Origin of the sequence: Streptomyces sp. AC555_RSS877 (assembly GCF_019049245.1) — a bacterium.
Taxonomy (GTDB): domain Bacteria; phylum Actinomycetota; class Actinomycetes; order Streptomycetales; family Streptomycetaceae; genus Streptomyces.
Genome location: NZ_JAGMUK010000016.1, coordinates 63,275 through 77,521 on the forward strand (window position 1 = coordinate 63,275; position 14,247 = coordinate 77,521).

Below are 14,247 nucleotides of genomic sequence, written 5' to 3' on the forward strand. Positions count from 1 at the left end.
TCATATCTGCGGCCTGAGTTGGCCGAACTCTTCCTCGTCGCCACGAAGAAGGAGGAAGAGCGCCGGGACGAGATGGTCACCCAGCTCATCCGCCTCGCCCAGCTCGGCCGCGCGGCCGGCATCTACCTGGAGGTCTGCGGACAGCGCTTCGGCGCCGAACTCGGCAAGGGCGCCACCATGCTCCGGGCCCAGCTCACCGGCCGCGTCTGCCACCGCGTCAACGACGAAGCCTCCGCCAAAATGGCACTCGGCGACATCGCCCCCGAAGCGGTCTCCGCCGCCTGCGCCATCGCACCCGAACGCCCCGGCCTCGCCGTCGCTGGTGACACCTCCGGCGGCTGGTCCCGCATCCGCACGCCCTACCTCTCCCTCGCCGATTCCGCCGAGATCTGCCACGAGTCGGCCCACCTGGCTCCCGACATGCCCGCGCTCAAGCCCTTCCGGCCCGACGTGCCCGTACGGCCGGTCGACTCCCCGGCGCCGGTCGTCCAGCCACGCCCAGTGACCGACTGAGCCGCCGTCCCTTCCTCCGGTCGGCGCGACCGCCTCGCGCCACGTCCCTACCCCTCCCACGCCTGAATCCGGAAGGAGCCGCAGCATGCGCGCCCAACTGGCCCGTATCGATGCGGTACTCGTCCAGGCCGTCATCGCCGCCGCCCTGTCCTTCGCCCACCTCCACGACATCGCCTCCGCGGCCGGACAGGACGGGTGGAAAGCGTGGGCCTACCCGATCTCGGTCGACCTGCTGCTCGTCGCCGCCTGGCGCCGACTGCGGACCGGCGACGCGAAAGCCTCCGGGTGGTGCTGGTTCGTCATCGCACTCGCCGCCTCCCTCGGCGCGAACGTCGCCACCGCCGGACTCCTCGACCTCAACGACGTACCGGCCTGGCTGCGCATCCTCGTCGCGGGCTGGCCTGCGGTCGCCTTCCTCGGCGGCACGCTGCTCGCGCACTCGGCACCCGTCCCCGCCGAGGAACCAACGGCGGACCAGGAGGACGCCGGTGACCCCGCGCCCGAACCTCCCGCTGAGCAGGACGTGAGCCCAACCCCGGCCCCGCCTGTATCGGTCCCGACCGCGCTCGTCGAACACGCCCGCAAGGTCGCCGCCGAGCACCACACCCGCACCGGCACACCCATCGACACCCCCACCCTGCGCGCCCGGCTCGGCGTCCCCGCACCCATGGCCGACGCCATCGCCGCCCACCTCTGAAAGGAGTCTGGATGACCGCCAACCGCCGCTTCCGCAACGTCACCCGCATCGGCCCCGTCCAGGTCGGCACGTCGTACGACGATCGCGGCCGCGAGAAGCACACCGCCGCCTGCACCGCCCCGCGCTGCGGCTTCTCCTGCGACTACGACAGCCGCGCCGCCGCAGAACTCGCCGCCCGCACACACCGCTGCCCCGTCCGCTGAAAGGACCCGCACACCGTGACCGTCAGCCTGCCGCTCGTCCTGGTCCTCGGCTTCTTCGCCTGGGGAGCGGTCAAGTTCCTCGGCGTCCGCACGTGGATCGTCGTCCTGGTCGCCCTCTTCGGCTTCTGGCTCTCGCACACCTTCATGGCCCCGGCCATCGAGTCCGGCACGCGCTCCGGCGTGGACGTCATAAACGGCTCACACGACTAGACGAGTAGATAAGGAGACCTCCCGTGTTCCTGCCCAAGTACCCCGACAGCCCCACCCCGCCGCCCCGGCACACCCACGCCCCGGCCGACCCGGCCCCGGTACAGCGCACGCCGTTCCCTCAGGTCTCCATCAGCACCGGCGCGATAGCGACCGTGCTCGTAGGCGGCGTCGTACTGACCGCCCTCCTGGTCGCCGTCGCCGTCACGGCCATCTCCGTAGCCGTCGCCGCCGTAGTCCTGCGCTCCATGCTCCGCGACCACCACCGGCGCTGAACGCGCCCGGCTCCCGGGGCGGCTCGACACGACCAAGCATCCGCCGCCCCGGGAGTCCGTCACTCCTGACCGAGCCAGTCAGAAGGAGAGAGCCATCCTGACCCGCACCACCCCGGCCCCACTCCCGGAACTCGCCAAGCTCGCCTCGCACGGCACCCTGCCCGGTATCCTCCGCCAGCTCTCCGGCCTCGGAGGCTGCACCAACCCCATACGCCTCGACGGCCACCGCACCGAGTACGACGTCAACACCCGCACCGGCGAGATAGGCAACGTCCTTCACCACCTCGACTCATCCGACCTCCCCGCCGGCCACCTCCTCGTGCGCTGCAACAACCGCCGTACGACTCGCTGCGCGGCCTGCTCCGAGGTCTACCGCCGCGACACCTTCCACCTGATCACCTCCGGCCTGCGCGGCGGCAAGGGCACCCCGGAACGCGTCGCCACTCACCCCCGCGTCTTCGCCACCTTCACCGCTCCCGGCTTCGGCCCGGTCCACAACCGCCCCACCGGCCCGGCCGGTTCCGTCCGCCGCTGCCGCTGCGGCACCCTCCACGACCAGGACGACGACACACTCGGCACCCCGCTCAACCCCGACACCTACGACTACGACGCCGCCGTCCTCTGGAACGCCCACGCCGGACCGCTCTGGCGCCGCTTCTCGATCTACCTGCGCCGCGAGGTCGCCAAGCGAGCTGGGCTCACTCAGCGGGCCTTCCGCCAGCACGCCCGGGTGTCCTTCGCCAAGGTCGCCGAGTACCAGAAGCGCGGCGCCGTCCACTTCCACGCCGTCATCCGCATCGACGGCCCCGAGGGCGGCGACACCCCGCCACCGGCCTGGGCCACGGCCGAACTGCTCACCGATGCCATCCGCACCGCAGCCGCCCACGTCCGCGTGGACGGCCCGGTCATCGACGGTCGCCCGTACGCCTTCACCTTCGGCCGCCAACTCGACGTACGCACCATCCGCAGCGCCGACTTCGACGGGGGCCAGGAACTCACAGAGCGCGCCGTCGCCGCCTACATCGCCAAGTACGCCACCAAGGGCGCCGAGACCGCCACGGGAGCTCTCGACCGCCCGCTGAAGTTCCTCGCCGAACTGGCCCAGCTCGACATCAGCGACCATGCCCGCCGTCTGATCCCAACGGCCTGGACCCTCGGCGCCCGCAAGGACCTCGAACACCTCCGCCTGCGCGCCTGGGCCCACATGCTCGGCTTCCGCGGCCACTTCTCCACTAAGTCCCGCCGCTACTCCACCACCCTTGGCGCCCTCCGTACCGCCCGAGCCGAATGGCGCCGAGCCCAAGCAACCACTTCCGAAATTTCGGAGGTGGTGAACACGACGCTCGTCCTCGCCCACTGGGTCTACGCCGGAACCGGCCTCACCGACGCAGAAACCTGGCTCGCCGAAACCATCGCCCCCGCCCCCGGAACGGAAGGAGAACCGACCCATGCCTGAGGCTCAGGCCACCGCCACTGAGCTGGATCCCTTCGACCCCTCCTTGGCCCTTCTGACCGTCGAGGAGGCGGCCCGGCGGCTCCGTATCGGCCGTACGACGTGCTTCCGGCTCGTGCTGGCCGGAGAGATCGAGTCGGTGACGGTCGGGCGGCTGCGAAGGGTCCCCGCCGATGCCATCCCCGCGTACGTGGCCAAGCTGCGCCACCGACCCGCCCAAGCGGCCTGAGAGGACGGGCATGCCAGAGAACAAGCGCACCCGACAGCCCAACGGGGCCTCGTCCATCTACCTCGGCAAGGACGGGAAGTGGCACGGCCGGGTGACCGTCGGCGTCCGCGATGACGGCAAGCCTGACCGCCGTCACATCGAGCGGAAGACGAAAGCCGAAGTGACCAAGGCTGTCCGCGAGATGGAGCGGGCCCGCGACGACAGGAAGCTTCGGAAGCCGGGTAAGGGCTGGACCGTCCAGAGCTGGCTGGAGCACTGGGTCGAGAACATCGCCCAGCCGTACGTCTCCGAGAACACGTACGCCGGGTACGAGGTCGACGTACGCGTTCACCTCGTCCCCGGACTGGGCGCTCACAAGCTCGACCGCCTGGAGCCCGAGCACCTCGAACGCTTCTACCGGAAGATGCAGGCGTCCGGGAGCTCCGCCGGCACCGCCCACCACGTCCACCGGACGATCCGGGTCGCCCTCGGTGAGGCCGTGCGGCGCGGGCATGTCGTCACCAACGCGGCTGAGATCGCCAAGGCTCCCCGCCTTGAAGAGGAGGACATCGAGCCCTACACGATCGAGGAGGTTCAGAGCCTGCTCGTCGAGGCGGCCAAGCTCCGCAACAGCGCGCGTTGGGTCGTCGCCCTGGCGCTCGGTCTCCGGCAGGGTGAGGCGCTCGGCCTGCACTGGGAGGACGTCGACCTTGCCTCGGGGTACGTCCGCATCCGCAGGAACCGGCTCCGCCCCAAGTACGCGCACGGCTGCGGCCCCAACCCGTGTGGCCGGAAGGCGGGCTACTGCCCCAAGCGGGAGCAGACCCGTCGCGAGCACAAGTCCACCAAGTCCCGAGCTGGGCGGCGCACCATCGGCCTGCCTGATCCGCTGATCAAGATTCTCCGCCAGCACCAAGAGGCACAGGAGCGGGAGCGAATCGCGGCCGGTGCGGACTGGGAGGGCAAGGGATACGTCTTCGCGTCGCCGATCGGCGGGCCGCTGAGTCCGAACACAGACTTCCACACCTGGAAGCGACTGCTTCGGGATGCCGGTGTCCGGAACGGCCGTCTTCATGACGCTCGCCACACCGCCGCGACCGTGCTCCTGATCCTCGGTGTCCCGGACGTCGTGATCGACTCGATCATGGGTTGGGAGCCCGGGGGAGCGGCCCGGATGCGGGCTCGGTACATGCACGTGACCGGGACCATGCTCCGCAAGGTCGCCCAGCAGGTCGGAGATGCTCTCTGGGTGCTGCCCGGCACCGACGCCGACCGCCAGGAAAAAACCAACTGAGACGGAAACTGAGACGGAAACCGTCGAAGGGCCCCACCGCGAACGGTGGGGCCCTTCGACATCGTGCCCGGTGAGGCACTGGCGGAGGATACGAGATTCGAACTCGTGAGGGGTTGCCCCCAACACGCTTTCCAAGCGTGCGCCCTAGGCCACTAGGCGAATCCTCCGCCGCAAACAATACAAGACGTTGAGGAGTGCTCGCGAACTCGTACCCCCTGGCCGGCATCGGGTACTGTTGGCGCAGCCCCTCACGCGGCGCTATCTGACTGAACTCCCCCAGGGCCGGAAGGCAGCAAGGGTAGGTTGGCTCTGGCGGGTGCGTGGGGGGCGCTTGCGTTGTCAGGGCGAGACCTGCGGGCGGGGTCCGTTGTCAGTGGGCGCCTATAACCTCGTATGCGTGTCGTCTCTCGCGTTGTACCGCCGCTATCGCCCGGAGTCGTTCGCCGAGGTCATCGGGCAGGAACATGTCACCGACCCGTTGCAGCAGGCGCTGCGGAACAACCGGGTCAATCACGCGTACCTGTTCAGCGGTCCGCGCGGATGCGGCAAGACGACCAGCGCGCGGATCCTGGCCAGGTGCCTGAACTGCGAGAAGGGGCCCACGCCGACGCCGTGCGGGGAGTGCCAGTCCTGTCAGGACCTCGCGAGGAACGGCCCGGGCTCCATCGACGTCATCGAGATCGACGCCGCTTCGCACGGTGGTGTGGACGACGCCCGTGACCTCCGGGAGAAGGCCTTCTTCGGGCCCGCCGGCAGCCGGTACAAGATCTACATCATCGACGAGGCCCACATGGTCACGTCGGCCGGCTTCAACGCACTCCTCAAGGTCGTCGAGGAGCCGCCCGAGCATCTGAAGTTCATCTTCGCCACCACCGAGCCCGAGAAGGTCATCGGGACCATCCGGTCGCGCACCCACCACTACCCGTTCCGGCTCGTGCCGCCCGGAACCCTGCGCGAGTACCTCGCCGAGGTGTGCGGGCGGGAGGGGATCCCCGTCGAGGACGGGGTGCTGCCGCTCGTCGTGCGCGCCGGTGCCGGGTCCGTGCGTGACTCGATGTCCGTCATGGACCAACTGCTCGCCGGAGCGGGGGCGGACGGTGTGACGTACGCCATGGCGACCTCCCTGCTCGGCTACACGGACCTGTCGCTTCTCGACTCCGTCGTCGAGGCTTTCGCGACCGGTGACGGCGCCGCCGCCTTCGAGGTCGTCGACCATGTCATCGAGGGGGGCAACGACCCCCGGCGGTTCGTCGCCGACCTGCTGGAGCGGCTGCGGGACCTGGTGATCCTCTCCGCCGTGCCGGACGCCGCGGAGAAGGGGCTCATCGACGCCCCCGCCGACGTCATCGATCGGATGCAGGCCCAGGCCGGCACGTTCGGCGCCGCGGAGCTCACCCGCGCCGCCGACCTCGTCAACGCGGGGCTGACCGAGATGCGCGGCGCCACCTCCCCCCGCCTCCAGCTCGAACTCATCTGCGCGCGCGTGCTGCTGCCCGCCGCGTACGGCGACGAGCGCTCGGTCATGGCCCGCCTGGACCGTATCGAGCGCGGCGTGAACTTCTCCACGGGCGGCGGCGCGCCGGCCATGGGGTACGTACCGGGGCCGGACGCGCATGCGCACGGGGGAGCGGTGGGAGGAACGGCGGCCGGGGTTGCGCCGGTTCCGCCGGGGGGCGGTCCGGCCGCGGTTCGGGCCGCCGTACGGGCTTCCGGGGCGCCCGCCGGCGCCGCGGCCGCCGTGTCGGGGGCGCCCTCTGAGCAGGGGACCCCGGCAGGAGTGGGTGGGGCTGGAGCAGCTGCCGCTCCCGTCGACCGCCCGGCCGGTCCCGACCACGCCCAGCAGCCGCCCCAGCCCGAGAACCCGCAGGCCCCGCAGGCCCAGCAGAGCCCACAGCCTCAGCGGCCCGAGCCGCAGGCCCAGACCCAGTCGCCGCCCGCGGCAACCGGCTCCGCCCCCGGCGCCTGGCCCACCGCCGCGCCCGCGGGCGGGGGTCGACGACCCGGCGGCTGGCCCACCGCGACGCCCGCCGGCGGCGGACAGCCCACGGCCGCACAGAGCAGCCCACCCGCGCCTGCCCCCGCCCTCACCCCTTCCGCACCGGCAACCCCCCAGGCTGCGGCCCCCGCCTCCGCCTACGCCCCTCCGGCCGGCGGCCTCGACCCCCGCACGCTCTGGCCGAACATCCTGGAGGCCGTCAAGAACCGCCGCCGGTTCACCTGGATCCTGCTCAGCCAGAACGCGCAGGTGACCGGCTTCGACGGCACCACCCTCCAGCTCGGCTTCATCAACGCCGGCGCCCGTGACAACTTCTCCGGCAGCGGCAGCGAGGACGTGCTGAAGCAGGCGCTGGCCGAGCAGTTCAACGTGCAGTGGAAGATCGAGGCGATCGTCGACCCGTCGGGAGGCTCGGCACCCCCGCCGGCCACCGGCGGCCCCACGGGCAGCGGTGGCGGAGGGGGCGCCGGCTACGGCGGTTCAGGAGGCGGCGGATACGGCAGCTCAGGCGGCGGTTACGGCGGTGGCGCCACGGCCCCCCAGCGCCCGGCGTCCCCCCAGCCCACGTCCGCCCAACCCACGACGGCCACCTCGCCACCCGCCTCCACCTCCCCTTCCACCGGCGCACCCGCCCCCCGGCCGTCCGCCCCGGAACCGCCCCCGGTCTCCCCCGAGGACGACACCCCGGAGGACGACGACCCCGATCTCGACGAGTCGGCCCTGTCCGGCCACCAACTCATCGTGAGAGAGCTGGGAGCGACAGTGGTGGAGGAGTTCTCGCACGAGTAGGGGGGTGTCGCTCTGGAGAAACCATCGCGTTGGAGAAACCCACAACTCACCACCTCCCACCCCTTCGGAAGCCCGCACAAACCAGCACGCCTCCCTCCGGATAGGCTGACCCCCGTGAAGGTCCTCGTCATCGGCAGCGGTGCCCGCGAACACGCCCTGTGCCGTTCTCTGTCCCTCGACCCCGACGTCAGCGCGCTGTACTGCGCTCCCGGCAACGCCGGCATCGCCGAGGTCGCCGAGCTGCACCCGGTCGACGCGCTCGACGGCGCGGCCGTGTCCGCGCTGGCCGTGGAGCTCGGCGCCGACCTGGTCGTCGTAGGCCCGGAGGCGCCGCTGGTCGCCGGGGTCGCCGACGCCGTACGGGAGGCGGGTATCCCGGTCTTCGGCCCCTCGAAGGAGGCCGCGCAGCTCGAGGGCTCGAAGGCCTTCGCCAAGGAGGTCATGGCGGGAGCCGACGTACCCACCGCGCGGTCGTACGTCTGTACGACCCCGGAAGAGGTTGCCGAAGCTCTCGACGCCTTCGGCGCCCCTTACGTCGTCAAGGACGACGGGCTCGCCGCCGGCAAGGGCGTCGTGGTGACAGGCGACATCGAGGAGGCCGCGGCGCACGCCAACGCCTGCGAGCGCGTGGTCATCGAGGAGTTCCTCGACGGCCCCGAGGTCTCCCTCTTCGCCATCACCGACGGCGTGACGGTCCTGCCCCTCCAGCCCGCCCAGGACTTCAAGCGCGCGCTGGACGGCGACGAGGGCCCGAACACCGGCGGCATGGGCGCGTACTCCCCGCTGCCCTGGGCCGACCCGAAGCTGGTGGACGAGGTCATGGAGACCGTCCTCCAGCCCACCGTCGACGAGATGCGCCGCCGCGGCACTCCCTTCTCCGGGCTGCTGTACGCCGGTCTCGCGATCACCAGCCGCGGGGTCCGGGTCATCGAGTTCAACGCCCGCTTCGGCGACCCCGAGACCCAGGTCGTGCTCGCCCGGCTGCAGACCCCGCTCGCCGGCCTGCTGATGGCCGCCGCCACCGGCAACCTCGCCGACCTGCCGCCCCTGCGCTGGAGCGACGAGGCCGCGGTCACCGTGGTCATCGCCTCGCACAACTACCCTGGCACTCCGCGCACCGGCGACCCGATCACCGGCCTGGACGAGGTGGCCGCCCAGGACGCCCCGCACGCGTACGTCCTGCACGCCGGGACCCGGCAGAAGGGCGACGCCGTCGTCAGCGCCGGCGGACGCGTCCTGTCCGTCACGGCGGTCGGCGAGGACCTCACCGAGGCCCGCGACCGCGCGTACCGGGCCGTGGCCCGCGTCAACCTCGAGGGCTCCCAGCACCGTACGGATATCGCGGCGAAGGTCGCGGGGGCGTAAGTCCCGGCATCCGGGAGTCCGGCGGTCCGGAACCCCGAGAGTCTCCGAAGCGCCCGAAAACCCCGGTATTCCCTGGCATTCCCAGACGCCGATGAACCCATCAGGCCCCGTATCCGTCTCAGGATCCGGGGCCTGATCTTTGCGGTCCGTCATCCACCTCTCCCCAAAGCCATTCCATCGAGTGACCGATGCCCCATCCGGCTGACGGGGGCCGGGGCCCCAACTAGGGTGCGGCGCAAGCGGTCCGGCACTTGGCCCACCGGCATTGCGATGTCAGGGGTCGGTGCCACAGTGGGGGAGTGAGCAACACCAGGAGAGCCGGGCGGACAGCCGGGCGGGCAGGACGGCAGGGAGGGGGCGAGGTCCGGTCATGACCGGTATGGGTGTGGAGGCGGGCGCGCAGGCAGCGCGTTCCCGAGCTCTGGCCGTGCTGCGCATCCGCAGCCGGGCGCTGGCCGTCGCGCTGCTGCCCGCGGCCGTCGCCGTCGTGCTGCTCGCCGGTGACTCCACCGGCCACCTCGTGGGCCCCGGCTGGGACGCCGCGCGGTGGACGATGTCCGTCGCCGCCGTCCTCGTCCTGCTCGCCGCCGCCGGCATCGCCCTGGTCGTCGCCCGCGCCCGGCCCGCCGTCAGCCCGACGGTCCCGATCGCCGAGGCGTCGGCCCCCGACCTCTACCGCATGGTGCGCGACCTCGCCGACCGCCTCGACGTCCCGGTGCCCTCCGCCATAGCGCTCACCCCGGACTGCGACAGCTGGCTGGAGGACCGCACCCACCCGGCCCACGGCCCGCCCGCGCGCGAGGACCACGACGAGATAGCGGGCGTCCGCGGCTCCCACCGGCGTGCCGCCACAGCGCCCGTCCTCGTCATCGGCTCCCCGTTCCTGTGGTGGATGCGCGTGGGCGAGCTGCGCGCGGTCCTCGCCCCGGTCGTCGCCGGTACAGGACCTTCGGCCCACCCGGACATAGCGGCAGCCCGACGCTTCGTACGGGGCCTGGACGCGGCGGTGGCCGTCACCTCGGCGACCGGCCGCAACGCCCTCGTGCGCCCGGTGCTCGCGGGTGTCGGCTGGGTCGCCCGTCTGCTGCTGCGCAGCTGCCGGGGCCATGCCGGCGAGATGGAGCGCGGGGTCGCCGCCGCGGCGGCCGAGCGTGCACAGGCTGTGGACTACGGCCTCCGGATCGTCGCCCAGGAACAGGTGGGCCTGGCGTACGCCGGCTGGGACCGGCTGCTGACCCGGGTCGCGCTGCCCGCCTGGCGGATGGGCCGCTGGCCCTCCCGACTGGACGCGGGCGTCGTCGCGGCCCTCACCGAACTGTCCCGGCGCGACCGGCTGGCCGAGGGCTTCGCCTCCCGCCTGGGCGAGCGCCCCGCCTGCGACCTGCTCGAAGAGCCCGGCACAGTGGACGAGGCGACCTCACTGCTGGCCGCCCGCCTCTTCCACGGCGGCCCCGCCGAGCCCGGCCGTGACTGGGCCCCGGTGGACTGGCAGGAGTACCCGGACGAGGTCGTCGACCGCAAGTGGCGCACCGACGCGGCTCGCCTCCACCGCGTCCTGGACGCCCTGGGCGTACGCCGCACCCCCGACCCCTCCTCCCCGGAGCCCGACGGCGGCCCGACCCTGGCCCGCGTCATGGACCACCTGACGGAACCCACGGCCACGACGTCGGCGCCTCAGACAGAAGCCGACCGCCAGTGGGGCGGCCTCCTGGATGACGCGCCGAGCCGAGCCGCGGACGGCAGACAGAGGCCGGCGACCTCAGACGCCCCAGACACCCCAGACGCCCCAGACACCCCAGGGGCCTTTCCCGACGAGGCCGGGCAGAGCACCGAGACCCGCCCCGACGAAGACGCCCAACGCACAGCGCCCCACCCCCACGAGCTCACCGAGCCGACCGGGACCACATGGCCGACAGGGACAGCAGGGCCGACGGCCCCGACTGACCTGACCGAGCCCACCGCCCCCCACGCCGACGCCACCCCAGCCCCCGGCACCGATCCCAGCACCGATCCTGGCTCCGGCACCGGCATCGGCACCGGCATCGACCCCGGCATCGACCCCGACGACGACCTCCCCAGCACCGAACGCAGCTCCGCCCTCGCCGCCCGCCTCAGCGCCGAGATCGCCCGCGAAGAGGCATCGGCAGCCGCGGACACCCCCACGGCCGGCGGTCCGCCCGCGCCCGGCCAGGGCAGCGTCGGCAGCCCCGACACCGCCCTCTGGGACGACGGCACGCTCCCCCTCTTCCCCCTGCAGCCGCCCCGCACCGCCCGCGAGCTGCTCACCGACCACGTCACCGCGATGGTGTGCTGCGCCGCGATGGACACCGCCGGCGCGACTCCCGGCCTCGACTGGCTGGACGGCCCGTCCCTCATGGTCAACGGCGAACGTGCGGCAGATCTGGCCCCCCGCGTGCTCAGTCTGGTGGAGGACGGCGATCCCGCCCCTCTGCAGGCGTGGCTGGTCAAGTCCGGGATACGCCCGGAGAAGCCGGTCCGCCTCGTCTGACCGCCGCCCACCCAAGCGGCGAAGGCCGGTGCGAACCGCGCCCTCTCATACCGGACTCAGTAATTCCACTTCTGGCCAATTCGCAACGAGTAGTGACCGTCTGCGTGCGTAATGTGATGTGCTGGGAACGATCGGGCACACGGCAAGGGCCTACGGCACACGACAGCCACATGGCACAAAGCCACGTGACACAGGTGGCACAGGTGACACAGGCGTACGGGGGCGTGAGGGAGGGGAGCCACCATGGGATCGGAGCAGATCCGCCGCTGGGAGTCGGGAGCACTCGCGCACGCCGTGACGGACCCCTTCGGTCAGGGCCCCGTCCCCTGGCTCCGCGGCGCTGAGACGTACTTCGACGACACCGGCCAGATGGTCCCCTGGTACGTGGACGCACCTCAGCAGCCGACGCGGAAGGATCCCCGCCTGCCCGCCCCGCGAGCGGCCGGAGGCCCCCGCTCCGCCGACGACGTCCGCCGCCAGATCAAGGGCTTCATCTCCACCGGCGCGGTCGCCCCCGGCGAGGCCGTCGACTTCCACATCACCGTCGACCCGCCCCAGGAGTTCGGCGTCGACATCTACCGCATCGGCCACTACGGCGGCGACGGTGCCGCGAAGATCACCACCAGCCCTCGCCTGTCGGGGATCGTCCAGCCCCCGCCGCTGACCGCGGAGCGTACGGTCTCCTGCCACCACTGGTGGCTGTCCTGGCGCCTGCAGATCCCGAGCTACTGGAGCATCGGCGCCTACGTCGCCGTCCTCACCACCGCCGACGGCCACCGCTCCCACATCCCGTTCACCGTCCGCGACAACCACCCGGCCGACCTGCTCCTCCTGCTGCCCGACATCACCTGGCAGGCGTACAACCTCTACCCGGAGGACGGCCGTACCGGTGCCAGCCTCTACCACGCCTGGGACGAGAACGGCCGCCTGCTCGGCGAGGCCGACGCCGCGACGACCATCTCCTTCGACCGCCCGTACGCGGGCGCCGGTCTGCCCCTTCACGTGGGCCACGCCTACGACTTCATCCGCTTCGCCGAGCGCTACGGCTACGACCTCGCCTACGCCGACGCCCGCGACCTGCACGCCGGCCACGTCGACCCCACCCGTTACCGTGGCCTGGTCTTCCCCGGACACGACGAGTACTGGTCGACGAACATGCGCCGCACCGTGGAACGCGCCCGCGAGAGGGGCACGAGCCTGGTCTTCCTCTCCGCCAACACCATGTACTGGCAGGTGGAGTTGGGCCCGTCGCCGTCCGGCGTCCCGGACCGCCTGCTCACCTGCAGAAAACGCCGGGGGCCGGGCAAGCCCGTGCTGTGGCGCGAGATCGACCGGCCCGAGCAGCAGTTGGTCGGCATCCAGTACGCCGGCCGCGTGCCCGAGCCCCACCCCCTGATCGTGCGCAACGCCGACCACTGGATGTGGGAGGCGACCGGCGCGCACGAGGGGGGCGAGATCGAGGGCCTGGTCGCGGGCGAGGCCGACCGCTACTTCCCGCGCACCCCGCTGCCCGAGCACGACGACCGCATCCTGCTCGCCCACTCCCCGTACGCCGACAGCGAGGGAGTCCTCCGCCACCAGGAGACCTCTCTCTACCGGGCCCCCTCCGGAGCCCTGGTCTTCGCATCCGGGACGTTCGCGTGGTCACCGTCACTGGGCCGCCCGGGCCACGTCGACCCCCGGGTCCAGCGCGCCACAGCAAACCTCCTGGACCGCATCTGCAAACACGACTGAGCCCCGCTCCACACACCCCGGACCAAGACCGATCCCCGGCATACGGGAGAATCGAGCCACTTGGACATCACCACGGGGAGGAACCGTGTCCGGATTCGTAGAAAAGCCCGAGCCGCTCCAGGTTCCGGGCCTGGTACACCTGCACACCGGCAAGGTGCGCGACCTGTACCAGAACGAGGCGGGCGACCTCGTGATGGTCGCCAGCGACCGCCTCTCGGCCTTCGACTGGGTGCTGCCCACCGAGATCCCCGACAAGGGGCGGGTCCTCACCCAGCTCTCCCTGTGGTGGTTCGACCAGCTCGCCGACCTGGTCCCCAACCACGTCCTGAGCACCGACCTGCCCGAGGGCGCCCCCGCCGACTGGGCCGGCCGCACCCTGATCTGCAAGTCCCTCCAGATGGTCCCGATCGAGAGCGTGGCCCGCGGCTACCTCACCGGCTCGGGCCTGCTCGAGTACAACGAGTCCCGCACGGTCTGCGGCCTCGCCCTGCCCGAAGGCCTCGTCGACGGCTCGGAACTGCCCGCCCCGATCTTCACCCCGGCCACCAAGGCCGAGGTCGGTGAGCACGACGAGAACGTCTCCTACGAGGAGGTCGCCCGGCAGGTCGGCGCCGACACCGCCGCCCAGCTGCGCCAGGCCACCCTCGCCGTCTACACGCGGGGCCGGAACATCGCGCGGGACCGCGGGATCATCCTCGCGGACACCAAGTTCGAGTTCGGCTTCGAGGGGGAGACCCTGGTCCTCGCGGACGAGGTCCTCACCCCGGACTCCTCGCGCTTCTGGCCGGCCGACCAGTGGCAGCCGGGGCGCGCGCAGCCGTCGTACGACAAGCAGTACGTCCGTGACTGGCTCACCTCGGCGGAGTCCGGCTGGGACCGCAAGAGCGAGCAGCCCCCGCCGCCGCTGCCCGAGCAGGTCGTGACCGCGACGCGCGCCAGGTACGTGGAGGCGTACGAGCGGCTGACGGGAACGAGCTGGTCGTAGCTCCCACGCGAGAAGCCCC

The 14,247-nt window shown here is 71.9% G+C and carries 12 protein-coding genes, 1 tRNA gene, 1 other RNA gene and 1 pseudogene; 14 read left to right on the forward strand and 1 reads right to left on the reverse strand.

All coding sequences use genetic code 11. The features are described 5' to 3' along the window. Positions 1-15: 15 nt before the first annotated feature. The 8 genes and pseudogenes from KUM49_RS07565 to KUM49_RS07600 form a co-directional block, all read left to right on the forward strand. Positions 16-513, forward strand: a pseudogene (locus tag KUM49_RS07565) (FtsK/SpoIIIE domain-containing protein); the annotation flags it as partial. 85 nt (positions 514-598) lie between these two features. Then, positions 599-1,210 (forward strand): DUF2637 domain-containing protein, encoded by a 612-nt coding sequence (locus tag KUM49_RS07570; protein ID WP_217235939.1) that lies wholly within the window; start codon positions 599-601, stop codon positions 1,208-1,210. Positions 1,211-1,221: 11 nt separating this feature from the next. Next, the gene (locus KUM49_RS07575) at positions 1,222-1,413 is read left to right on the forward strand and encodes a mobile element transfer protein (RefSeq protein ID WP_217235940.1); all 192 of its coding nucleotides are present in this window, start codon (positions 1,222-1,224) and stop codon (positions 1,411-1,413) included. A gap of 15 nt (positions 1,414-1,428) precedes the next feature. Then, complete coding sequence (locus KUM49_RS07580) at positions 1,429-1,623, forward strand: hypothetical protein (protein WP_030673585.1); 195 nt, start codon at positions 1,429-1,431, stop codon at positions 1,621-1,623. Positions 1,624-1,646: 23 nt separating this feature from the next. After that, positions 1,647-1,895, forward strand: coding sequence for a SpdD protein (locus KUM49_RS07585; protein WP_217235941.1), 249 nt, complete (start codon positions 1,647-1,649; stop codon positions 1,893-1,895). A 157-nt stretch (positions 1,896-2,052) separates the two neighbouring features. Then, positions 2,053-3,351 (forward strand): replication initiator, encoded by a 1,299-nt coding sequence (locus KUM49_RS07590; protein ID WP_217236016.1) that lies wholly within the window; start codon positions 2,053-2,055, stop codon positions 3,349-3,351. Beyond that, the gene (locus tag KUM49_RS07595; RefSeq protein ID WP_217235942.1) at positions 3,344-3,577 is read left to right on the forward strand and encodes an excisionase family DNA-binding protein; all 234 of its coding nucleotides are present in this window, start codon (positions 3,344-3,346) and stop codon (positions 3,575-3,577) included. The genes KUM49_RS07590 and KUM49_RS07595 overlap by 8 nt, the downstream gene beginning before the upstream one ends. Before the next feature lie 10 nt (positions 3,578-3,587). After that, the gene (locus KUM49_RS07600; RefSeq protein ID WP_217235943.1) at positions 3,588-4,850 is read left to right on the forward strand and encodes a tyrosine-type recombinase/integrase; all 1,263 of its coding nucleotides are present in this window, start codon (positions 3,588-3,590) and stop codon (positions 4,848-4,850) included. A 79-nt stretch (positions 4,851-4,929) separates the two neighbouring features. Here the strand turns inward: KUM49_RS07600 and KUM49_RS07605 are convergent. Next, positions 4,930-5,017, reverse strand: a tRNA-Ser gene (locus KUM49_RS07605). 72 nt (positions 5,018-5,089) lie between these two features. On the opposite strand from KUM49_RS07605, the gene ffs reads away from it, so the two are divergent. The 6 genes from ffs to KUM49_RS07635 all read left to right on the forward strand — a co-directional run bounded on the left by ffs (position 5,090) and on the right by KUM49_RS07635 (position 14,228). Beyond that, positions 5,090-5,188, forward strand: an RNA gene (gene ffs / locus KUM49_RS07610) — signal recognition particle sRNA small type. Positions 5,189-5,247: 59 nt separating this feature from the next. After that, positions 5,248-7,635 carry a DNA polymerase III subunit gamma and tau gene (locus KUM49_RS07615; protein ID WP_217235944.1) on the forward strand — a complete coding sequence of 796 codons (2,388 nt, stop codon included), beginning with the start codon at positions 5,248-5,250 and terminating at the stop codon, positions 7,633-7,635. A gap of 114 nt (positions 7,636-7,749) precedes the next feature. Beyond that, positions 7,750-9,000, forward strand: coding sequence for a phosphoribosylamine--glycine ligase (gene purD, locus KUM49_RS07620; RefSeq protein WP_217235945.1), 1,251 nt, complete (start codon positions 7,750-7,752; stop codon positions 8,998-9,000). 370 nt (positions 9,001-9,370) lie between these two features. Then, positions 9,371-11,509: a hypothetical protein gene (locus KUM49_RS07625; protein ID WP_217235946.1), complete on the forward strand. Its 2,139-nt coding sequence runs from the start codon at positions 9,371-9,373 to the stop codon at positions 11,507-11,509. Positions 11,510-11,752: 243 nt separating this feature from the next. Then, positions 11,753-13,243 carry a N,N-dimethylformamidase beta subunit family domain-containing protein gene (locus tag KUM49_RS07630; RefSeq protein ID WP_217235947.1) on the forward strand — a complete coding sequence of 497 codons (1,491 nt, stop codon included), beginning with the start codon at positions 11,753-11,755 and terminating at the stop codon, positions 13,241-13,243. A gap of 85 nt (positions 13,244-13,328) precedes the next feature. Next, a complete protein-coding gene (locus KUM49_RS07635; RefSeq protein ID WP_217235948.1) occupies positions 13,329-14,228 on the forward strand; it encodes a phosphoribosylaminoimidazolesuccinocarboxamide synthase in 900 nt (299 codons plus the stop codon). Positions 14,229-14,247: the final 19 nt, after the last annotated feature.